Origin of the sequence: Stutzerimonas decontaminans, from assembly GCF_000661915.1 — a bacterium.
Lineage (GTDB): Bacteria > Pseudomonadota > Gammaproteobacteria > Pseudomonadales > Pseudomonadaceae > Stutzerimonas > Stutzerimonas decontaminans.
In genome coordinates this window covers 4284517-4306784 of the sequence record NZ_CP007509.1, presented here as the reverse complement: position 1 = coordinate 4306784, position 22268 = coordinate 4284517, and the positions used below count along the sequence as shown (strand labels likewise).

Annotated in this window: 18 protein-coding genes; 8 read left to right on the top strand and 10 right to left on the bottom strand. The window is 64.9% G+C overall.

Features of this window, described 5'->3' with window-relative positions; translation table 11 throughout:
• Positions 1-146: 146 nt before the first annotated feature.
• Positions 147-1739, bottom strand: coding sequence for a L,D-transpeptidase family protein (locus tag UIB01_RS19970; protein ID WP_038664397.1), 1593 nt, complete (start codon positions 1737-1739; stop codon positions 147-149).
• Between the two features lie 218 nt (positions 1740-1957).
• Between UIB01_RS19970 and UIB01_RS19965 the strand changes: the two genes are divergently transcribed.
• Positions 1958-2671, top strand: coding sequence for a murein L,D-transpeptidase catalytic domain family protein (locus UIB01_RS19965; RefSeq protein ID WP_038664395.1), 714 nt, complete (start codon positions 1958-1960; stop codon positions 2669-2671).
• Positions 2672-2865: 194 nt separating this feature from the next.
• Here UIB01_RS19965 and tfpB read toward each other — a convergent pair whose 3' ends face one another.
• Both tfpB and UIB01_RS19955 read right to left on the bottom strand, forming a co-directional pair.
• Positions 2866-4650: a type IV pilus assembly ATPase TfpB gene (tfpB, locus tag UIB01_RS19960; protein ID WP_038664392.1), complete on the bottom strand. Its 1785-nt coding sequence runs from the start codon at positions 4648-4650 to the stop codon at positions 2866-2868.
• A 104-nt stretch (positions 4651-4754) separates the two neighbouring features.
• Complete coding sequence (locus UIB01_RS19955; protein WP_038664389.1) at positions 4755-6119, bottom strand: CYTH domain-containing protein; 1365 nt, start codon at positions 6117-6119, stop codon at positions 4755-4757.
• A gap of 113 nt (positions 6120-6232) precedes the next feature.
• On the opposite strand from UIB01_RS19955, the gene UIB01_RS19950 reads away from it, so the two are divergent.
• The 4 genes from UIB01_RS19950 to argA all read left to right on the top strand — a co-directional run bounded on the left by UIB01_RS19950 (position 6233) and on the right by argA (position 10842).
• Positions 6233-6910, top strand: coding sequence for a TIGR00153 family protein (locus UIB01_RS19950; RefSeq protein ID WP_015278654.1), 678 nt, complete (start codon positions 6233-6235; stop codon positions 6908-6910).
• A 38-nt stretch (positions 6911-6948) separates the two neighbouring features.
• Positions 6949-8214, top strand: a complete 1266-nt coding sequence (locus tag UIB01_RS19945; RefSeq protein WP_038664386.1) for an inorganic phosphate transporter — start codon at positions 6949-6951, stop codon at positions 8212-8214.
• 129 nt (positions 8215-8343) lie between these two features.
• A complete protein-coding gene (argE, locus tag UIB01_RS19940) occupies positions 8344-9504 on the top strand; it encodes an acetylornithine deacetylase (RefSeq protein WP_038664383.1) in 1161 nt (386 codons plus the stop codon).
• A gap of 39 nt (positions 9505-9543) precedes the next feature.
• Positions 9544-10842 carry an amino-acid N-acetyltransferase gene (gene argA / locus UIB01_RS19935; protein ID WP_015278651.1) on the top strand — a complete coding sequence of 433 codons (1299 nt, stop codon included), beginning with the start codon at positions 9544-9546 and terminating at the stop codon, positions 10840-10842.
• Between the two features lie 33 nt (positions 10843-10875).
• On the opposite strand, the gene UIB01_RS19930 is transcribed toward argA, so the two are convergent.
• The 4 genes from UIB01_RS19930 to UIB01_RS19915 form a co-directional block, all read right to left on the bottom strand.
• Positions 10876-12612, bottom strand: coding sequence for an alpha/beta hydrolase (locus UIB01_RS19930; protein ID WP_038664380.1), 1737 nt, complete (start codon positions 12610-12612; stop codon positions 10876-10878).
• 207 nt (positions 12613-12819) lie between these two features.
• Positions 12820-14397 carry a glutamate--cysteine ligase gene (gene gshA / locus UIB01_RS19925; protein WP_038664377.1) on the bottom strand — a complete coding sequence of 526 codons (1578 nt, stop codon included), beginning with the start codon at positions 14395-14397 and terminating at the stop codon, positions 12820-12822.
• Between the two features lie 126 nt (positions 14398-14523).
• Positions 14524-14913, bottom strand: coding sequence for a PaaI family thioesterase (locus UIB01_RS19920; protein ID WP_015278648.1), 390 nt, complete (start codon positions 14911-14913; stop codon positions 14524-14526).
• Between the two features lie 2 nt (positions 14914-14915).
• Positions 14916-17249: a Tex family protein gene (locus tag UIB01_RS19915; RefSeq protein ID WP_038664374.1), complete on the bottom strand. Its 2334-nt coding sequence runs from the start codon at positions 17247-17249 to the stop codon at positions 14916-14918.
• A gap of 225 nt (positions 17250-17474) precedes the next feature.
• On the opposite strand from UIB01_RS19915, the gene ompR reads away from it, so the two are divergent.
• Both ompR and UIB01_RS19905 read left to right on the top strand, forming a co-directional pair.
• On the top strand, positions 17475-18209 hold the full coding sequence (gene ompR, locus UIB01_RS19910) for an osmolarity response regulator transcription factor OmpR (protein WP_015278646.1): 735 nt from the start codon (positions 17475-17477) through the stop codon (positions 18207-18209).
• Between the two features lie 76 nt (positions 18210-18285).
• Positions 18286-19617 carry an ATP-binding protein gene (locus UIB01_RS19905; protein ID WP_038664371.1) on the top strand — a complete coding sequence of 444 codons (1332 nt, stop codon included), beginning with the start codon at positions 18286-18288 and terminating at the stop codon, positions 19615-19617.
• Positions 19618-19639: 22 nt separating this feature from the next.
• On the opposite strand, the gene rimK is transcribed toward UIB01_RS19905, so the two are convergent.
• Together rimK and rimB are read right to left on the bottom strand one after the other, a co-directional pair.
• Positions 19640-20545: a 30S ribosomal protein S6--L-glutamate ligase gene (gene rimK / locus UIB01_RS19900; RefSeq protein ID WP_014821965.1), complete on the bottom strand. Its 906-nt coding sequence runs from the start codon at positions 20543-20545 to the stop codon at positions 19640-19642.
• Positions 20542-21009 carry a retropepsin-like aspartic endopeptidase RimB gene (gene rimB / locus UIB01_RS19895; protein ID WP_014821964.1) on the bottom strand — a complete coding sequence of 156 codons (468 nt, stop codon included), beginning with the start codon at positions 21007-21009 and terminating at the stop codon, positions 20542-20544. Before rimB ends, rimK begins: the two co-directional genes overlap by 4 nt.
• Positions 21010-21110: 101 nt before the next feature.
• On the opposite strand from rimB, the gene UIB01_RS19890 reads away from it, so the two are divergent.
• Entirely contained in the window at positions 21111-21503 is a 393-nt protein-coding gene (locus tag UIB01_RS19890) for an RNA-binding S4 domain-containing protein (protein WP_038664369.1), read from the top strand.
• Here the strand turns inward: UIB01_RS19890 and UIB01_RS19885 are convergent, their stop codons facing one another.
• On the bottom strand, positions 21504-22259 hold the full coding sequence (locus tag UIB01_RS19885) for a ChbG/HpnK family deacetylase (protein WP_038664366.1): 756 nt from the start codon (positions 22257-22259) through the stop codon (positions 21504-21506). It abuts the gene before it with no gap.
• Positions 22260-22268 lie beyond the last annotated feature (9 nt).

Here is a 22268-nt window from a genome sequence, read left to right as displayed (position 1 = left end):
GTAATTCAGACGGGTCGCGTAACGAAAACACTCGACAGCGGAAGCCGTTGTCGAGTGGTCAGCAAAAGACTACGCCGAGGGCACGAGGTTCAGACGACCGGCGAGAAAATCCCCGACGAACGGCGCTGCGTGTACACGCTTGCCGGTCAGCGTGGCCGCACGGCGTTCAATGCCTGGAGCAGAGCAGCATCGCGTTTGTAGATATCCGGCCGATAAACGGGACGGCCGTTTTCATCACTTTCGGCTGTCCAGTAGGCCATCAGGATCGGCGTCGGCCGCGCCAGGCGGTATTCGTGTGTCTTGCCGCTCTGCAGCAGCGCAGCCACGGTGTCCCGCTCGCTGGCTTCGAGCAGCAGATCGACCAGTTGCAAGGCCGCCTCGACCCGCACGCAGCCGGAGCTGAACGCGCGTGCAGCGCGATCGAACAGCGGTTGACTCGGCGTGTCGTGCAGGTACACCGAGAAAGGGTTGGCAAAGCGGATCGCGACCTGGCCGAGCGGGTTGGCTGGTCCGGCATCCTGGCGCAGCAGAATGCCGTGCGGGTTGCCCCAGTCGACGCTATGCGGATCCAGGCTATTGCCCTGCGTGTCGAGCACGCGCGTCTGGTGGCGCGCCAGGTAGCCGACATCCTGGCGGATCAGTGGCAGCTTGTCCTGGCGCAGGATGGTCGGCGGTACGGTCCAGGTGGGGTTGAGAGTCAGGCGGGTGATGCTCGATTTCAGTGGTGGCGTCTGGCGTGCCTCACGGCCGACCTGGGTGCGTGTTTGCCAGAACGGGCAGCTGTCGCGGAAGTAGATCAGCCGGGCGCCGGCGATATCCACCAGCAGCGACTGCGGCTCGAGGTCACGAGTGATCCAGCGCAGCCGCTCGAGGTTGATGCGCAGCTGGTCCAGACGGCTGGCCGGGCTGACGTTCAGCGCGGCCAGCGTGGCGGCTCCGACGATGCCGTCATCCTCGAGTCCGTGCTGCAACTGGAAGCCCTTCACCGCCTCGACCAGCTCGTTGTCGTAACGCAGTTCCATGGCTGACGTACTGCCGGCGCCGGCGAGCAGCAGTTCGCGCAGCAGCGGCACCCGCGCATCGCTCATCCCTGGCCGTAGCGTCGGGCCCGCCGGCACGGATCGCCAGGCGGGCAACGGGTTCTGACGTGCCGCCGCATAAGCCGCGCGCAGATCGCGGTACAGCGCATGTTCCGGCCGGGCACGATCGAAGACACTCGGCAGATCGCTGAGGCCTTGTACGGCGATCTGCACCAGCGGCCCGGTATCATCAGGCTCCGGCAGGTCGGGGCTGCGCCAGATCGGCTCGACCTGGGCCTGGCGCAGACGACCGTAAGACAGATGGTAGAGCGCTTCGAGGTAGGCGTGGCTGGCAAGGATATCGCTGCACTCGCGCTGCAGCGGCGCGGGGGAAGGCCGCTGCAACAGCGCGCGAATGCGTTCCGGCTGATACTGGGCAGGGTCAAGGCCATCGTCCGCCAGTGATGCGAGTTGCTGCAGCAGGCCGTCGAGCATGGCGTAGGCGTTCCACACCGGCTGATGATGCACGGCCTGGTAGAACGCCGAGAGCCGCTGCAGCGCGGCTGGTTCGAGCCTGCCCGGCAGTGACGGGCAGCTCTGCGGCAGGCTTTGCAGAGTGGTCGCGAGCGGCGTCGGCTGGGTGGCGACTGGCTCGGCGACGGCTGCGCCCGCGATGAGGCAGAGCCAGATGGTCAGACGGGGTGCACATTTTTTAACCAACGTTTCGCTCCAGACCGTTCCGGTGGCTGCTAGACTGCGCCCTTGTGAGGCTGTGGCCGCGGCAGCGCCGCTGGCCGCGCGAATCATAAAAACATATCGCGCCGGATATGGGGTGCTCGTTCATCCCGCCCGGCTTCGTGTGCGCTGCTGCTGCGGCGAGTATAAGGCGCCGGCCGGACAGGAAGTCGTCACGCCGTGCCCGATGAGGTTGCTTGCTCATGATGTCCATGCTTCGACGCGCCTGCCTGGCCGCAGGTCTTTTCGTGTTCGTCTCGCCTGTATGGGCGGCCAACGCCACCTATCAGCCGATGGTCGACAGTCTGGCCCGGCTGGCCCCCAAACTCGATAAGCAGGTGCTGACCCACGCGGTCGCCGCCATGCAGTGTGCGGTCAACAATGGCGCGAGTGCCGCCCAGCGCCTGGCGGTGATCGACTTCTCGCTGCCTTCCAGCGAACGCCGGCTATGGATCTTCGATCTGGAGAAGGAGCAGCTGCTGCTCGAGGATCTGGTTGCTCACGGGCAGAAGTCAGGCGACAACCACGCCACCAGCTTTTCCAATGCGGTGGGCAGCCATCAGTCCAGCATCGGTCTGTTTCGCACCGCGGAAAGCTACAGTGGCAAGCACGGCTACTCGCTGCGCATGGACGGGCTGGAGCCGGGCATCAATGACCGCGCCCGCGAGCGGGCCATCGTCATTCACCCGGCGGCGTACGTGAATCCTTCCTGGATCGCCACGCAGGGCCGTATCGGTCGTAGCCAGGGTTGCCCGGCAGTGCGGCCGGAAGTGGCGCGGATGGTGGTCGATAGCCTCAAGGGCGGCCAGTTCATGTTCTCCTGGTACCCCGACCAGCAATGGTTGCAGTCTTCGGCCTACCTCAACTGCAAGCCCAATCAGGTGGCGAGCATTCTCGCTGCAAGGGCGGATGGCTGAATCGCCGTTCAACTTTAGGTTAAGGCAGACCCCACCGGTCGTTTCGGCAGCTGATGCTGATTAAGTGCTGAGCTATTCGTGGCGAAGGCCGCTCCCACAGCTGGCGTAGGGTGATCACGCTTCACCGATCCACCGGATGGAGTTGCGGTGGATGTAAAAGCGACATCCACCCTACAAACGCGTCGAGCCTCCGGCTATTTCTGCTCGCTCTGCGGCGTAACCCGCAGCACTTCTTCCACGGTGGTCAGGCCGGCGGCGATCTTCTGAGCGCCGGATAGGCGCAGGCTGCGCATGCCATCTTTGAAGGCCTGACGGCGTAGGGCGACGATATCGGTGTCGGCGGTGATCAGCGGTTTGATCGCGTCGTTCAGCAGCATGATCTCGTAGACCCCGGCACGACCGCGGAAACCGGTGTCGCGGCATTCCAGACAGCCCACGGCCTTATGCGCGGTGGTCGGTAACGGGGCATTCCAAGGCCGGGTCAATGCCGTCCAATCATCGGCGTCCAGCTGCATCGGCGTCTTGCAGTGCGGGCACAGTGTGCGCACCAGACGCTGGGCCATGACACCGAGCAGCGTTGCCTTGAGCAGGTAGTGCGGCACACCCAGTTCCAGCAGGCGAGTAATTGCGCTGGGGGCGTCGTTGGTGTGCAGGGTGGAGAGCACCAAGTGACCGGTCAGCGCGGCCTGGATGGCCATCTCGGCGGTTTCCAGATCGCGGATTTCGCCGATCATGATGATGTCCGGGTCCTGCCGCATCAGCGCGCGCACGCCGCTGGCGAAGGTCAGCTCGATATTGTGCTGCACCTGCATCTGGTTGAAGGCGCCCTCGATCATCTCGATCGGGTCCTCGATGGTGCAGACGTTCACCTCTGGCGTCGCCAGCTGCTTGAGCGTGGTGTAGAGCGTGGTGGTCTTGCCTGAGCCGGTCGGCCCGGTGACCAGGATGATGCCGTTGGGCTGGCCCGTCATGCTCTGCCAGCGACGCAGGTCGTCGGCGGAAAAGCCCAGCTGGTCGAAGCCCTTGAGCAGCACCTCGGGGTCGAAGATACGCATCACCATCTTCTCGCCGAAGGCGGTCGGGAGCGTCGACAGGCGCAGCTCCACCTCGCCGCCGTCCGGCGTCTTGGTCTTCACCCGGCCGTCCTGCGGCTTGCGCTTCTCGGCAACGTTCATGCGGCCGAGGGACTTCAGCCGGCTGACTACCGCCATCGTTACCTGCGGCGGGAACTGGTAGACGTTATGCAGCACACCGTCGATACGGAAACGCACCGTGCCCTGCTCGCGGCGCGGTTCGATGTGGATATCGCTGGCGCGCTGCTGAAAGGCGTACTGGAACAGCCAGTCGACGATGTTGACGATGTGCGAGTCGTTGGCATCCGGCTCCTGGTCGCTGGCGCCGAGGTTGAGCAGTTGCTCGAAGTTGCCGACGCCGCTGATCTTCTGGTCCGTGCCGCTGGCGCCGCTGACCGACTTGGCCAGGCGGTAGAACTCGACGGTGAAGCGCTGGATGTCCGTCGGGTTGGCCACCACGCGCTTGATCGGGCGCTTGAGCACGTGGGTCAGGTTGGTTTCCCAGCCGTGCACGAACGGCTGGCTGCTGGCGATGGTCACGGCGCTGCTGTCCACCGCTACAGCGAGGATGCTGTGGCGCTGGGCGAAGGCGTAGGACATCAGCGGCGTGACCGCGGCGACATCGATCTTCAGCGGGTCGATGCGCAGGTAAGGCTGACCGGCCCGCTCTGCGAGCCAGACGGTCAGGGTTTCCAGGTCGAGCTTCTTGCCGGGGCGCAGCAGATCATCGAGCTGCTGCGCGGCGAGGAATTCCAGCGGATGCTGCTGGTTGGCCACCGCGCTGCGGCGGACCGTCAGGCACTGTTCGGCGCTGTCCTGAGCCACCCGGCCCTGAGCGACCAACTCGCGCAACAGATCGTTGAGATCGAGAGGGCGGTCCTTGGGGGGCGAGTTCAGCACGGACATGGGATTCCTTGGATGCGACGGCGGAAAAGCCAAGCTTGCCGCTAAACCCCGGCGTTGTCTGCCGCCGGGGTCCAACTTTGAGCAGCCAGCGCCGCCTGGTGAGCTTATTTCTCCAGTAGCTTCCAGGCCTTGAGCGTCCAGACCAGATGCGCCTGTTCGACACGCAGTTCCAGCGCTTGATCGTCGATGGGCTGGCGGGCCAGTTCATGCAGTTTGGCCAGCTCGCCATACAGACGGTCAACCTCGGGCAGCTCCAGTACGCCGCGGGCGAGGTGCAGCCAGACCAGCAGCCGCTCCATGCGCGGGCTCTGTTCGGCGAGGTCCTCGGGCTGCTGCTGGTAACGCGGCAGTTGCAGCGCCTTGGCTTCTTCGGCGAGCAAATGCAGCAGCCACTTGCCTAGTTCGGCCGCACCCTGACGATCGCCACGGGCGTTGCGGCCTTCGGTCCAGCTGCGTTGCAGCAGCCACAGCGAGGCTTTCAGCGACAGCAGGCCCCAGCGGGTCTGGTCCAGTTCGGCGGCGAATTGTGTCGGCGCGGCCTTGCGCACACCTTCATCGTTCTGGCCGGCTTCGACCCGTGGGCGCCAGTCCAGGATCAGCGCGTCGAGCAGCTCACGCAGCTCCCGGCTACTGGCGCGCGGGGCGGCCTGGCCGAGGCTGCCGAGCAGGGCGCGCAGCTCGATCAGCTGCTGCAGCCAGTCACTCAGCAGTTTCCAGCGGCCATTGAAACGGTACTGCTCAGCCAGGCGCTGGCTATTGCCCAACAGCTGCCAGCCGAGAGCGACCACCGCGTCGTCCAGCGGCATCGTGGCGTCCAGTGCCGGCGCAGGTAGCTGCAGGTTGTAGCCGTCGGCGTCGTGCAGGCGGTAGCCGCGTTCGGCCTTGCTGATGTCGCAGGGCATCAGCGGCAGATCGGCAGCCAGCTCGGCGGCCAGTTCCAGCAATGCCTCGGGATCGCCCTGGCGTAGCTCGAGCTCCAGCTCGCAGATCTCCTCGGACTGCTTGCCGGCCTTGACCTGGCCCAGATCCAGCGCGGCCTCGATGACCACCTTGGCCTTGCCGCGGCCCCAGGCGATTTCGGCCTTCTCGCGGACGAAATCAGTGGTGAAGATCGGCTTCAGGGTTTTCTTGTCCAGCTCGGCAAGGCTGGCCGGCCAGCAGTCGTCGCCGAGCTTCTTGGTGTCGAGCTTGGCCTTGTCCAGATACCAGTCCCATTCGTTGCGCTCGGACAGGCCGGCGACACTCTGGCCGCGGCTCTTCAGGGTCTGGATGAACTGCTCGCCGTCGCGACGCAGGCGCAGCGCGACGCGGGCCTGGGCGAGGGCGCGGTCGGCGGTGTCGTAATACTGGTTGAATAGCTCATGGCGCGACCAGCCACTCTTGTTGCGCTTCTTCAGCAGCGGATGTTCGCGCAGGGCGAGCAGGGTTTCGCGGCTGGCGCGTAGCTTGATTTCGGTTTCTTTCTGCATGATGCCGACTGGGTGCCTATGATGTGTTGATGTTGCAGCCTGATGACACACGGTAGCAGGCGTGATGGCCTGTCCGTATACTTGCCGCCTCTTTCAAGCCGGGGCCTTACCCTATGCCAGTCAATCCTTTCGTCAGCTTGTTCGGACGTTCGCCAATCGGCCCGATGCAGCAGCATATGGCCAAGTCGCATGAATGTGCGGCGAACCTGGTACCGCTGTTCCAGGCGGTGATGGCCGAAGACTGGGAGAAGGTCGAGCAGATCCAGCAGCAGATGGCGCAGCTGGAAAACGAGGCCGACAAGCTGAAGAAGAGCGTCCGCCAGCACCTGCCGAAAAGCCTGTTCTTGCCGGTGCCACGTTCCGATCTTCTTGACCTGCTGAGTGTACAGGACAAGATCGCCAACCGTGCCAAGGACATCGCCGGCCTGATGCTGGGCCGCTGCATGACCATCCCGCAGCCGCTGCAACCGCAGATGCTGGCCTACGTGCAACGCACCGTCGACGCCAGTGCCCAGGCGCTCAAGGCTCTGAAAGAGCTGGATTCGCTGCTGGAAACCGGCTTTAGCGGCCGCGAAGCCACCCTCGTCGAAAAAATGGTCGAAGAGCTCGAGGAAATCGAGCGCGAAACCGACCGCATGCAGATCACGGTTCGCCGTGCGCTGTTCAATCTGGAAAAGGATTTGCCAGCAGTCGACGTGATCTTTCTCTACAAGATCATCGAATGGATCGGTGATGTAGCCGACCGCGCCGAGCGCGTCGGCAACCGTCTGGAACAATTGCTGGCGCGCTAAGGCGCCAGCGTCCTTTCTGGGTTCAACAGGTAATTCTTATGTCCTTTATCGCGGATTACGGCTTCGTACTCCTGGTGCTCGCCTGCATGTTCGGTTTTTTCATGGCCTGGGGCGTGGGCGCCAACGACGTGGCCAACGCCATGGGTACCTCGGTAGGCTCCCGCGCGCTGACCATCAAGCAAGCGATCGTCGTGGCGATGATCTTCGAGTTCTGCGGTGCGTATCTGGCCGGTGGCCAGGTCACCGAGACGATCAAGAGCGGGATCGTCGATGCATCGGCCATCTCACCAGAGCTTATGGTGCTGGGCATGATGTCGGCGCTGCTGGCAGCCGGTACCTGGTTGTTGATCGCCTCGGTCAAGGGCTGGCCGGTATCGACCACGCACTCCATTGTCGGTGCGGTGATCGGCTTCGCTGCCGTGGGTGTCTCGGTGGATGCGGTGCACTGGAGCGGCGTCGGCCCGATCGTCGCCAGCTGGGTCGTCTCGCCCATGCTCTCGGGCACTATCGCCTTTGGTCTGTTCATCAGCGTGCAGCGCCTGATCATCGATACCGATGAGCCCTTCCAGAACGCCAAGCGTTTCGTGCCGCTGTACATGTTCCTGACCGGTTTCATGGTCGCGCTGATGACCCTGTCCAAGGGCCTCAAGCACATCGGGCTGGACCTGAGCGGCGGGCAGAGCTTCATGCTGGCGGTGGGCGTCGGCGCACTGGTGATGTTGATTGGTATCGCCTTGCTGACGCGGATCAAGGTCGACGTGGAGGCGGACAAGGCCTTCCATTTCTCCAGCGTGGAGAAGGTCTTCGCCGTACTGATGATCTTCACCGCCTGTTCCATGGCCTTCGCCCATGGGTCCAACGATGTGGCCAACGCGGTTGGACCGCTCGCGGCAGTGGTTGGTGTGCTGCAATCGGAAGGTGCCGCTGTCATTGGCGCCAAGGCCGCTGTGCCGGGCTGGGTGCTGCTGCTGGGCGCTGTCGGTATCGTCATCGGTCTGGCGACTTACGGTTACAAGGTGATCGCCACTATCGGCAAGCAGATAACCGAACTGACGCCGAGCCGCGGTTTTGCCGCCGAGCTGGCCACCGCCACCACCGTAGTCGGCGCCTCCGCTATTGGCCTGCCGGTTTCCACCACCCATACGCTGGTCGGTGCGGTACTCGGTGTGGGCATCGCCCGCGGTATCGGTGCGCTGAATCTGGGCGTGGTCGGCAAGATCTTCATGTCCTGGCTGGTCACCCTGCCGGTCGGTGCGGGTCTGGCCATCGTGTTCTTCCTCATTCTGCGCGCCATCTTCATCTGATCGTTCGCGCAGCCTGTGGTTGTTGAAACGCCCCGTCGATCTGACGGGGCGTTTTCGTTTGTGGGTCCCGCCGTGGCGCGTTTCATGCTTCACTGCAGGCTCGTTCCGATTGCATCACGGAGGTAGCCGGTGCCCATTCCATCATTCAAGGAGCAGTTCGCTGCGCTCCTCGCGGCACCCTCGGTCAGTTGTACGCAGCCTGGCTGGGATCAGAGCAATCGTCCGGTGATCGAGTTGCTGGCGGCCTGGCTCGGTGAGTTGGGCTTCACCTGCGAAACGCCGGAAGTCGCTCCCGGCAAATTCAACCTGCTCGCCAGCTACGGCAGCGGTCCCGGCGGTCTGGTGCTGGCCGGACACAGCGATACCGTGCCGTTCGATGCCGGGCTGTGGACGTCCGATCCGCTCAAGCTGCGCGAGGCCGACGGCCGCTGGTACGGCCTGGGCAGCTGCGACATGAAGGGCTTCTTCGCGCTGATCATCGAGGCGGTTCGCCCGTTGCTGGAGCAGCCGTTCCGCCGTCCGTTGCTCATTCTCGCCACCTGCGACGAGGAAAGCTCGATGTCCGGCGCCCGTGCGCTGGCCGAAGCCGGCCAGCCGCTCGGGCGTGCGGCAGTGATCGGCGAGCCCACCGGCCTGCGCCCGGTGCGTCTGCACAAGGGCATCATGATGGAGCGCATCGATATCCTCGGGCAGAGCGGCCATTCCTCGAACCCGGCCTACGGCCATAGCGCGCTGGAAGCGATGCACGGCGTGATCGGCGAGATGATGACGCTGCGCCGGCAGTGGCAGGCCGAGTACGACAACTCGTTGTTCGACGTGCCCAAGCCGACGCTCAACTTCGGCTGCATCCACGGCGGCGACAACCCCAACCGTATCTGCGGCCAGTGCGCGCTGGAGTTCGACCTGCGCCCGTTGCCGGGTATGGACCCACAGCAACTGCGCGGGATCATCCGTCAGCGCCTGCAGCCGCTGGCCGAGCAGCATCAGGTGAAGATCGATCTGGCGCCGCTGTTCCCCGCAGTGCCAGCCTTCGAGCAGGCGGCGGAAAGCGAGCTGGTGCGCCTCGCCGAGCGCCTCACCGGGCACCGTGCCGAGGCGGTGGCGTTTGCCACCGAAGCGCCTTATCTTCAGCAGCTCGGCTGCGAGACGCTGGTGCTGGGCCCTGGCGACATCGCCTGCGCGCACCAGCCCGACGAATACCTGCAGCTCGACCGCATCGAACCGACCCTGCAGCTGTTGCGCCGGATGATCGAGCACTATTGCCTGCAGCCGCACGCCGCCCCGAACTGATTACTTTCAGACGAACAAGACCGCCACGAAGGCTTTTACATGCACGACTACGTCACCTGGCTTCGCGACTCCTCGCCCTACATCAATTCGCACCGTGACCGCACCTTCGTCGTCATGCTGCCGGGCGATGGTCTGGAGCACGCCAACTTCGCCAACATCGTCCACGACCTGGTGCTGCTGCACAGCCTCGGCGTGCGTCTGGTGCTGGTGTTCGGTTCGCGTCCGCAGATCGAGGCGCGCCTGGCCGCGCGCGGCATCGAACCGCGTTTTCATCGCGATCTGCGCGTCACCGACGCGCCGACCATGGAGTGCGTGATCGACGCGGTCGGCCAGCTGCGTATTGCCCTGGAAGCACGCCTGTCCATGGACATGGCGGCATCGCCCATGCAGGGCGCGCGGCTGCGCGTGGCCGGTGGCAACTTCGTCACCGCGCGGCCGATCGGCGTGCTCGATGGCGTCGACCTGCACCACACTGGCGAGGTGCGCCGTATCGACCGCAAGGGCATCGGCCGACTGCTGGACGAGCGCACCATCGTGCTGCTCTCGCCGCTGGGCTACTCGCCTACCGGCGAGATCTTCAACCTGGCCTGCGAAGACGTCGCCACCCGTGCGGCCATCGATCTGCAGGCCGACAAGCTGGTGCTCTACGGCGCCGAGCCGGGCTTGCTCGACGAAAGCGGCAAGCTGGTCCGCGAGCTGCGTCCGCAACAGATCCCGGCCTATGTCGAGCGCCTCGGCAGCCAGTACCAGGCCGAGTTGCTGGATGCCGCCGCGCAGGCTTGTCGCGGCGGCGTGCGGCGCAGCCATGTGGTCAGCTACGCTGACGACGGTGCGCTGCTCAACGAGCTGTTCACCCGCGACGGTGGCGGCACGCTGGTGACCCAGGAGCAGTTCGAGCAGTTGCGCGAGGCGACCATCGAGGACGTCGGCGGCCTCATTGATCTGATCACGCCACTGGAAGAGCAGGGCATTCTGGTACGGCGCTCGCGCGAAGTGCTGGAGCGCGAGGTCGAGCAGTTCAGCATCGTCGAGCGTGACGGGCTGATCATCGCCTGTGCGGCGCTCTATCCGATTGCCGACTCGGATGCCGGCGAGCTGGCCTGTCTCGCGGTCAATCCGGAATACCGTCACGGCGGGCGCGGCGACGAGCTGCTCGAACGCATCGAGGAGCGCGCGCGCAAGCTGGGGTTGAAGAAACTCATCGTCCTCACCACCCGTACCGCCCACTGGTTCCGCGAGCGTGGCTTCGAACCGATCAGCGTCGATCGCCTGCCAGCAGCGCGCGCCTCGCTGTACAACTTCCAGCGCAACTCGAAGATCTTCGAGAAGCCACTCTGAACCGAAGGCGGGCCCATGAGCCCGCCTTTTTCGTCAGTGCAGGGGCAGGTCGACCGTCCCGCTCAGCTGCACCGCGCTCGGTACACGGGAGAAGCTCAGCGTGTACTGCGGATGGAAGCCGTAGAGCATCAGCCCCACCTGATCGCCGTGGTTGAGACGCGTGCTGACACCGATCAGCTCGGTCTGCCGGCTGCCGACCCCGCGCAGCGGTAGCACCTGATCGTTCAGCAATTCGGTGCGGCCGCTGCCCATGCGCTTCACACCGATGCCGACGAACAGCCGTGGGTCGAGCTTGCCCAGACCCTCCACTTTGAGATCTGCCAGGGGAATGCCTGCCAGAGTTTGTTCGCCGCTGGCCTGGTACAACGGCACGAAGCGCGGTGCCGTGCCGAGTTCGGCGATCAGATGCGGCGGCAGTGTGGTGACCAACTCGGTGAGGATCTTGGTGACCTGATCTGGACTGCCCGAGCCGATCCCGCTCAGCGCACCGAGCAGCACGCGCACCGCGTCTGCCGAGACGCGGCTGAGGACGTCCGACAGCGTGACCGGGTCGAGCTTGCGCAGCAGGTTCAGCACCAGATCGATGGACGGCGGACCGACCAGCAGGCTGCCGCTCTGCGTGGCGAAGCGCTGGCCGCCGCGCATGACCTCATCACCAACCACGCCGTGCTCGCTGCCTTGGGTGAAGCACACCCGCGGCATCTCGATGCGCTGTTGCAGCTTGCGCAGCTTGCCATCGAGAAAGCCGTACGCCAGATCAGCGACCTGGTAGTCCTGCTCGCCGCAGCGCACCTGGGCAGCCACCGAGCCGATCTGGCCGATCTGCAGGCCCGGCAGTACGTGGCCACCGTCGGACATCAGCAGATAGGCATCATTGCCGGCTTCGCGCAGGCAGTTGTAGTTCCACACCGCCTCGTTGCCGTTGAACAGGGTGTCGTTGATGCCCTGAATGATGAAGGCATCCACCCGCGGCGCGTTCGCGCCACAGAATGCCCCGAGACCATGGCCGGCCAGGCGCTGGCGGGTGCTTTCGTCGACGCTGCCGCCCAGTGACTGGGCGTAGGCCTGGGTGACCCAGGGTGCCTGGTCGTTGATCGCGATGGCGCTGAGGAAGGTCAGCCAGAGGGTTTTCGGCACCGTGCCGGGCGTCAGGCTGTAGGACAGGTCATTCCAGGTGATCATCGGGACCAGCGCGTCGAAACGCGGATCGACGCTCGCGCCGATCAGCTGGAAGCCGCCGCCGTAGCTCAGGCCGATACCGCCGACCAGTGGGTCGCCACGCAGATAGGCCAGGTGCGGCGTCAGCGCGCCTTCGGCCCAGTCGAGCAGGGTCTTGATGTCGCGCCCTTCGATCTGTGGGTCCTGAACGTTGGCCTGGCCGCCGCTTTCGCCGAAACCGCGCTGGTCGAAGGTCATGACGAAGTAGCCGTTTTCCCAGGCCTTGCGTGCCGCTGTGGTGAGCGAGTCGCTTTCGCTGAGATCGGTGGAACGGCTGCCGCCCCAGCCATGGCTGTACATCAGCAGCGGCGCGGCCTGGCCTTTGCTCAGTGCGGGCTGGAAGACGGTAACGGCTATCGGGGTGCCGTCGAAGGATGTGATGGTCAGGTCGTAGCGCAGGGCTGACAGTGCCGGCCCGCCGCCGCTGATGGCACCGGCGATCGGTGGGCTGGCGGCGTCGACGGTTGCAGGCTGGCTCAAACCCAGCAGGCTGCCAAACAGCACGGCAACGGATACGCCACGCAAGCGGCGCAGCATTGATTTCAGAGACATGGACGCACCTCTTTTGTTGTTGTTCTGGCTTGTTCTGTCTAGCGTGCAGCCGCGGTGACGCGCCCCGGATGCACTCATGACCGGGATTTAGAGCGGAAGTGGGTGGGATAATTTCGTCAGACGAAGCCGCCGCACGGAGCAGGCCGCGCGGCATAGGTGCTAGAGCGTCTATGACGCCCTATAAGTTTCGCTGATGATGAGCGCTGCTCAGAGGCTCAGGCTGCGCTGGTATTCAACGACGAAGCTGTCGAAATCCAGCTCGTCCTCGGCTTCCATAGCGGCCTGTCGCTCCAGCGATTGCTGTGCGGCGGCTTCGAACTGCTCCAGCTCGGCGCGGCTCGGCGGCTGGCTGCGGAAATAGTCGGCATGCGCTTGGGTCTGACGCAGCGCGAACTGGCTGAAACTCTCGCCATGGCGGCGCAACTCGGCGAGCACCCGTGCCGAGGGGGTCAGGCTGCTGTCGGCCACCTTGGCGCGCTGCTCGGCTAGTGCCAAGGTGTGGCGCGCATCACCGTGGCTGCGATCGAGGAGAGCGGCGACCTGGGCGATCTGGTCGAGCAACTGCCCGGCCCAATCGCTCAGCTGCACGTTCTCGCCGCAGCGTTGCAGTTCGAGTCCCGGCCGACGGCCTTCCTTGACCACCTTGAGGAAGTTGTCGGTGGCCGTGCCACATTCGCCCTCGGCCAGGCACGGGCTGTCGTCCAGCGCGCAGAACAGCAGGAAGGCGTCGAGGAAATGCGCTTCGCTGGCGTCGATGCCCAGCGGCAGGAATGGGTTGATGTCCAGGCAGCGCACTTCGATGTACTGGATGCCGCGCGCGCGCAGCGCCTGCAACGGCCGTTCGCCGGTGGCAGTGACGCGCTTCGGGCGGATGTTGGAGTAGTACTCGTTTTCGATCTGCAGCACGTTGGTGTTGAGCTGCTGCCAGTTGCCGGCGGCGTCCTTGGTGCCCATCGCCTCGTAGGGAGCGTAGGGCGTCGAAACGGCGCGGAAGAGGCTTTCGGTGTAACTGTCCAGATTGTCGTAGCAGGGCGTCAGGCCGGCCTGGGCATTGTTCTGGTAGCCCAGGTCGCTCATGCGCAGGCTGGTGGCGTACGGCAGGTACAGGGTATCGGCGTCGAGCGTCTCGAGCTGGTGCTCGCGGCCACGCAGGAAGCCGGCATCCAGCGCCGGTGAGGCGCCGAACAGGTACATCAGCAGCCAGCTGTAACGGCGGAAGTTGCGGATCACGCCGATGTAGCGCGTGGAGCGATAGTCCTGGATCGGACCGGCATCGCCATCGTCGGCCTGCAACACCGGCCACAACGCCTCGGGCAGCGAGAAGTTGTAGTGGATGCCGGCGATGCACTGCATGGTCTTGCCGTAGCGCAGGGCCAGACCCTGGCGGTAGACATGCTTGAGCCGGCCGATGTTGGAGCAGCCGTATTCGGCGATCGGGATATCCGCCTCGCTCGGCAACGGGCAGGGCATCGACGGGCTCCAGAGGAATTCGTTGCCAAGCTTGGCATAGGTGAAGCGGTGAATCGCTTCGAGCTCTGCGAGGGTGTTGTTCGGATCGCTGTCGGTGCCGGTGATGAACTCCAGCAGCGCCTCGGAATAATCCGTGGTGATCTGCGGATGAGTCAGCGCCGAGCCCAGCGCAGCGGGGTGCGGGGTCATCGCCAGCTGACCGCGAGCGTCGACGCGCAGGCATTCGCGTTCGATTCCGTGCAGGCATTGGTTGAGCAGCGGCAGGTGTGGAGCCTCGGCCAGCAATGCCAGGCGGTGGGTGAGAAGAGCGCTCAACTTGTGGATTCCTTCACGCGACAGTCGCCCCAATATGGGGATGGAAACGCCGCTTCACAAGAGGCGGCGTTGCTTCGACCGCTGCCGATGCATGCCGACTCCGCGAGCGGCTAGTGGCACAGGCCACTAGAGGCAGGCGAAGGTCGCCTGGGCCTTGGCGATCAGCTTGTCGCCCTGGTGGACTTCAGCTTCCAGCACCTGGGTGCGCCGGCCGCCATGCACCACCCAGGCGCGGCAACGCAGCTCGCCGTCGCTCACCGGGCGGATGTAGTTGACCTTGCACTCCAGCGTCACGCTGTTCGGCGAGCCGTCGCCGAGGCTGTGGCTGGCCTGGCCCATGGCCGTGTCGATCAGCGAAAACAGCGCGCCGCCGTGCAGCTTGCCATGCAGGTTGCGCAGGCCGTCGTGCATGCTCAGGCCGAGCACCGCCTCGCCGTTGCCGACCTGGTGAATCTCCAGGCCGAGCAGGCGGCCGAAGGCGCTGGAACTGCCCACCGCCTCGACTTGAATGCTCATGCCTACTTCCTCAGTTGCTTGGCGTTGGCGAACAGCGCGGCCATGGCGGCGTTGGCCGGTGCCGGCTTTTCTTCCTTGGCATGACGCTCGCTGCGCGGCGTGTTGCCGTGCGGCTTGCCGGCGCTGCCGCGCGCTTGGCCACCGCGTGGTCCGTCGGTCTTGGCGCCGGGCGTGTCGCTCATGCGCATCGACAGACCGACGCGCTGGCGTGGGATGTCCACTTCCATGACCTTGACCTTGACGATGTCGCCGGCCTTGACCACCTCGTAGGGGTCCTTGACGAACTTCTCCGACAGCGCGCTGATGTGCACCAGACCGTCCTGATGCACGCCGATGTCGACGAAAGCACCGAAGTTGGTCACGTTGGTCACCACGCCTTCGAGCACCATGCCCGGCTCCAGATCGCTGAGCTTCTCGACGCCGTCCTGGAACTCGGCGGTCTTGAACTCGGGGCGCGGATCGCGGCCGGGTTTTTCCAGCTCCTGGAGAATGTCGCTGACGGTCACCAGGCCGAAGCCTTCATCGGTGAACTGCTTGGGGTCCAGACGCTTGAGGAACGCCGAGTCGCCGATCAGCGAGCGGATATCGCGCCCGGTGTCCTGGGCGATGCGCTTGACCAGCGGATAGGTTTCCGGGTGCACCGCCGAGGCGTCCAGCGGGTTGTCGCCATTCATCACGCGGAGGAAGCCGGCGGCCTGCTCGAAGGTCTTGTCGCCCAGGCGCGGCACCTTCTTCAGCTCGCTGCGCGACTTGAACGCCCCGTTGGCATCGCGGAACTGCACGATGTTCTGTGCCAGCGTCGAGTTGAGACCGGAGATGCGCGCCAGCAGCGCGGCGGAAGCGGTATTCACATCGACGCCGACGGCATTCACGCAGTCCTCGACCACCGCGTCCAGCGAACGCGCCAGCTTGAGCTGGGACACGTCGTGCTGGTACTGACCGACGCCAATGGACTTCGGGTCGATCTTCACCAGCTCGGCCAGCGGGTCCTGCAGGCGGCGGGCGATAGACACGGCGCCACGCAGGGAAACGTCCAGATCGGGGAACTCCTTGGCGGCCAGTTCCGAGGCCGAGTACACCGAAGCGCCGGCTTCGCTGACCATGATTTTGGTGAGCTTGAGACCCGGCACTTTCTTGATCAGCTCGCCGGCCAGCTTGTCCGACTCGCGGCTGGCGGTGCCGTTGCCGATGGCGATCAGGTCGACCGCGTGCTTGGCGCAGAGCTTGGCGAGGATTGCCAGGGTGCCGTCCCAGTCATTGCGCGGGGCGTGCGGGTAGACGGTGGCGGTTTCCAGCAGCTTGCCGGTGGCGTCGACCACCGCGACCTTGCAGCCGGTGCGCAGGCCCGGATCCAGCGCCAGCGTCGCGCGCGGGCCAGCCGGCGCGGCGAGCAGCAGGTCATGCAGGTTGCGGGCGAAGACGCCGATGGCGTCATCCTCGGCCTTGTCGCGCAGCTCGCCGAGCAGATCGGTTTCCAGATGGGTGTAGAGCTTGACCTTCCAGGTCCAGCGCACCACTTCGCCCAGCCACTTGTCGGCGGCACGGCCGCGGTTGGCGATGCCGAAGCGCTCGCCGATCATGCCTTCGCCGGGGTGCATGCTGCCCGGCGTCTCATCGCCGACCTTGAGGCTGACGCTGAGGATGCCTTCGTTGCGACCACGGAAGATCGCCAGCGCGCGGTGCGAAGGGGTGTTCTTCAGCACTTCGTCATGCTCGAAGTAGTCGCTGAACTTGGCGCCCTCGTTCTCCTTGCCCGGCACCACACGGGCGCTGAGGGTGGCGTTGTGCTTGAGGAAGTCGCGCAGCTTGGCCAGCAGATCGGCGTCTTCGGCGAAGCGCTCCATGAGGATGTACTTGGCGCCTTCGAGCACCGCTTTCACATCGGCAAAACCCTTCTCGGCGTCGATGAAGCGCTCGGCTTCCTGCTCCGGAGTGAGCTCCGGGTTGCCGAACAGCGCATCGGCCAGCTCGCCGAGGCCGGCTTCGAGGGCGATCTGGCCCTTGGTGCGGCGCTTCTGCTTATAAGGCAGGTAGAGGTCTTCGAGGCGGGTCTTGGTGTCGGCGAGGTCGATCTCGCGCTTGAGCTCGGGGGTCAGCTTGCCCTGTTCCTCGATGCTGGCGAGGATCGAGACGCGGCGCTCGTCCAGCTCGCGCAGGTAGCGCAGACGTTCTTCCAGGTTGCGCAGCTGGGTATCGTCGAGGCTGCCGGTGACTTCCTTGCGGTAACGGGCGATGAAGGGAACGGTGGAACCTTCGTCGAGCAGCGCCACGGCGGCGGCGACCTGTTGCGGGCGCACGCCCAGCTCGTTGGCGATACGGGAATTGATGCTGTCCATGAACCTACCTGGGTCAGTCAAACCATGCAGGCCGTGCCTGCGCGAAAGCCGGCGATTATAGGGGAACTGCGGCGGCTGGCCTCAACCGATTGCCGGTGAGCGGTCGTCAGCCGTGATCGAATGCCGCGTAGGCCTGCTGCGCGGCGAAAAATCTGCTAACAATGGCTCGCAGTAGGGCCGATCCACACTGCGCAATAATGCGCCGTCGACCATCCGGGAGTTTCCATGAGCAGCACTGCGCAAGCCAACGAAGGCGAAAAGATCCTCATCGTCGATGACGATGCCCGTCTGCGGCGTCTGCTCGAGCGTTTTCTCGATGAGCAGGGTTACCGCGTCCGTACCGTGGAAAACACCGAGCAGATGGACCGTTTGCTCAGCCGCGAGCTGTTCCAGTTGGTGGTGCTCGATCTGATGATGCCGGGCGAGGACGGTTTGTCCGCCTGCCGTCGGTTGCGTGAGGGCAACAATCAGATCCCGATCATCATGCTCACCGCCAAGGGCGACGAGGCCAGCCGCATCCAGGGGCTGGAGCAGGGCGCCGATGACTACCTAGCCAAGCCGTTCAATCCCCGTGAGCTGCTCGCGCGCATCCGTGCGGTGCTGCGTCGGCAGGCGCCGCAGGTCCCTGGCGCTCCGGCCAGCGAGGACGAAACCGTCACCTTCGGCGAGTACGAGCTGTCGCTGGCGACCCGTGAGCTGAAGAAGGGCAACGAAGTGCACATGCTCACCACCGGTGAGTTCGCCGTGCTCAAGGCGCTGGTTCAGCACGCCCGCGAGCCGCTGACCCGCGACAAGCTGATGAACCTAGCCCGCGGCCGCGAGTGGGATGCGCTGGAGCGTTCCATCGATGTGCAGATTTCCCGCCTGCGCCGGCTGATCGAGCCGGACCCGTCCAAGCCGCGCTACATCCAGACCGTCTGGGGTGTGGGTTACGTGTTCGTGCCGGACGGCAACAAGTGAGTCGGCTGCGGCCTGCTTCAGGCTGCGTGCGCGATAAGCTCGCAGCCTGCCGTCCTGGGCCTGCCGCCGCGTTTTCATGAAAACTCCACTCTGGTTCCCGCAAAGCTTCTTCGCCCGCACCCTGTGGATGGTGCTGATCGTTGTGCTGTTCTCCAAGGTCCTGACGCTGGTCTATCTGATGACCAACGAGGACGTGCTGGTGGACCGACAGTACAGCCACGGCGCGGCGCTGACCCTGCGTGCCTACTGGGCTGCCGACCTGGAGGACCGCGACCGCATCGGCCGCGCCGCCGGCCTGCAGCTGGTGGCCGAGCAGAACGTGCCGCGCAGCGAGTATCACTGGCCCTACACGGAAATCTTCCAGCGCCAGATGCGCGACGAGCTGGGCGACGATACCGAGGTGCGCGTGCGCATCCAGCCGTCCACAGCTATCTGGGTTCGCGCGCCGAATCTGGGGCCGGACTGGGTGCAGGTGCCGCTGTATGCCTATCCGCTGCGCGGTCAGCGCATCTGGAGTGTGCTCGGCTGGTTCCTTGGCATCGGCCTGCTGTCCACCGGCGCGGCCTGGATCTTCGTCAGCCAGCTCAACCTGCCGCTCAAGCGGCTGGTCTTCGCCGCGCGGCAGATCGGCAAGGGCCGGCGCGTGCGGCTGCCGATCAGCGACACGCCGAGCGAGATGACCGAGGTCTACCGCGCCTTCAACCAGATGGCCGAGGACGTCGAGCAGGCCGGTCGCGAGCGCGAGCTGATGCTCGCCGGCGTGTCCCACGACCTGCGCACGCCGCTGACGCGCCTGCGCCTGTCGCTGGAGCTGATGGCCAGCGACGACGAGCTGACCGAGGACATGATCCGTGATGTCGAGGACATGAATGCGATCCTCGACCAGTTTCTCGCCTTCGTCCGCGACGGCAGTGACGAGCCGGTGGAAACCACCGACCTCGGCGAGCTGATCCGCGAGGTGGTGGCGCCCTACAATCAGCAGCAGGAAACCGTGCGGCTGTGCGTCGAGCCGATGCCGCCGTTCGCTCTGCGCCGGGTGTCGATCAAACGCCTGCTGGTCAACCTGATCGAGAATGCCCTGCGTTACGCGGGCGGCGGCGTCGAAGTGGCCGCCTATGTCTCTGGCGACCAGCACGCGCCCTACGTGGTGCTCAGCGTGCTGGACCGCGGCCCGGGGGTCGATCCGGCCGAGCTGGAAGGCATCTTCAATCCGTTCATTCGTGGCGATCGTGCCCGTGGCGGGCAGGGCGCCGGGCTGGGCCTGGCGATCGTCAAGCGCATCGCCTCGCAGCATGGCGGGGTGGTCGAGCTGCGCAATCGTGAGGGCGGTGGTCTGGAGGCGCGGGTCAGCCTGCCGCTGGGGCTGCTGCTGCCGCGCGATGCGGTGCAGGGCAAGCCGGCCGAATAAGCCGGCTCCCCGCGCGGTGGGATCAGCCTTTGCCCTTGGTGCGGGTCAGGTGCGGGCCGCCGTTCTTTTCCAGGTACTGGATGATCAGCCCGGCGACATCCTTGCCGGTGGTCTCCTCGATGCCGGCGAGGCCCGGCGAGGAGTTCACCTCCATCACCAGCGGGCCGTGGTTGGAACGCAGGATGTCGACGCCGGCGACGTTCAGGCCCATCACCTTGGCCGCGCGGATGGCGGTCATGCGCTCTTCCGGGGTGATCTTTATCAGACTGGCGGAGCCGCCACGGTGCAGGTTGGAGCGGAACTCGCCGGGCTTGGCCTGGCGTTTCATCGCCGCGATCACCTTGTCGCCGACGACGAAGCAGCGGATATCGGCGCCGCCGGCTTCCTTGATGTACTCCTGCACCATGATGTCCTGCTTGAGCCCCATGAAGGCCTCGATCACCGACTCGGCGGCCTTCTCGGTTTCGCAGAGCACCACGCCGATGCCCTGGGTACCTTCCAGCACCTTGATCACCAGCGGTGCGCCGTTGACCATCTGGATCAGATCGGGAATGTCGTCCGGCGAGTGCGCGAAGCCAGTCACCGGCAGGCCGACGCCGCGCCGCGACAGCAGCTGCAGCGCACGCAGCTTGTCCCGCGAGCGGGCGATGGCCACCGATTCATTGAGTGGGAACACGCCCTGCATCTCGAACTGGCGCAGCACCGCGCAGCCGTAGAAAGTCACCGAAGCACCGATACGCGGAATTACCGCATCGAAGCCTTCCAGTGGCTTGCCTCTGTAATGAATCTGCGGCTTGTGACTGGCGATGTTCATGTACGCGCGCAGCGTATCGATCACCACCACTTCATGGCCACGCTGCTCGCCGGCTTCTACCAGGCGTCGAGTGGAATACAGGCGCGGATTGCGCGACAGCACGGCGATTTTCATTGAGCACCGGAAGAAGTGAGGATCTGGGGTTTGTCCTGGATATAGGTTCGCGACGGATCGATCAACCATTGGCCGTCGACCAGTGCCTTGGAGCCGAGCAGCAGGCGGTAGCGCATGGTCTTGCGGCAGGTCAGGGTGAATTCTACTGGCCAGACGTGGCTACCCAGTGCGAGCAGGGTGCGCACCACGTAACGCGTCTGCACCTGCCCGTTGGAACTCTTGATCAGTTTGCGGGTGACCAGAGGCGCCTCGCAGCGATGGCGGCGCTGCACCAGCGTGCCCAGGTGCGCGGTGAAGCGAACCCAGCGCTGCCCATCGCGCTCGAATTCGCTTATATCGGTGGCGTGCAGCGCTGAGGTACTGGCTCCGGTATCGACCTTGGCGCGCAGGCCCACCACACCGAGATCCGGCAGGGCGATCCATTCACGCAGACCGATCACGGTATGGGGGTCGAGTCTCTTCAATGGGAGCGTCCGAAGATTTTGCGGGCATTCTAGACGGCGCGCATGACAACTGCATCCGTCTGTAACACCCTAGAACGACGTGTGGAAAACAGAGTTGGACGATGGCCGAAAAAGACGACGACAAGGTGCGCCTGGACAAGTGGTTATGGGCTGCGCGCTTCTTCAAGACCCGTGCGCTGGCCAAGGCGGCCATCGAGGGCGGCAAGGTGCACTGCCGCGGCGAGCGTTGCAAGCCGAGCAAGGAGCCTAAGGTGGGCGATGAGCTGGTGATTCGCGTTGGCTTCGACGAACGCACGGTGGTTATCCGCGCACTGTCGGCGGTGCGCCGCGGCGCGCCCGAGGCGCAGACGCTCTATGAAGAGACGGTGCAGAGTCTGGCCGCTCGCGAGGAAGCGGCAGCCCAGCGCAAGGCAGGTGCGCTGGGCATGCAGACGGACGGCCGGCCGAGCAAGAAGCAGCGCCGAGCGTTGCAGCGCTTTCACACCGAGGGCTAATCAGAGCTCGCTATATGCGATGCGCTGGATATCCGGAAAGCTGCGCCTCAGCAACTCGTCCAGGCGCACGTCAGCGGCCAGATATTCGTCACCGAAGCCATCGGCCAGTTGGGTTGGGTGCGCTATGACTTCGAGGGTGCCGCAGGCGGGTAGCGGGGTATTGGTCAGATCGTAGGGCGTACAGGCAAAGTCGGCCGTTCGCCCTGCCAGTTGGCGCAATCGGTCATTGAGCAGTCGCTTGAAAAGACGCTTGGGTAGGCTGATGTTGTGTCCGAGGTTGCGCGCCGGGCGCAGGGGCACTCCGCGCTCGGCGGCGAAGCGAGCCAGCTCTTCGCCGACCGGCCACAGATTGTGCACGTGCTGGTGCGAGTCCAGATGGCTCGGCCGTATGCCCTGGTCCAGACAGCGCTGCCATTGGGCCTGAATCTCTTGGCGTACCGCTTGGCGCGCCTGTTGCGATAGCGAAAAACGGTAGCGTGAAATGCTCAAGTCGAACTCGCCGACGGGTGAGCAGAATTCCCGCTGCCGTGCGATGGGCTGAGATAGCGGTCGGCCATGGGTCAGGTTGAGGTGCAGGCCGACCCGCCCGTGCAGGCGCTCCGCATGGATCAGCTGACAGGCTTGGTCAAAACCCGGGGTGTTGGCCATCAAAGTCGCGGAGCTGATAAGGCCTTGGTTGAAGGCGGCCACGATCACTCGATTGTTCGAGCTCGACAAACCGAAGTCGTCGGCGTTGATGATCACTCTGGATGGCATACCTGCTCT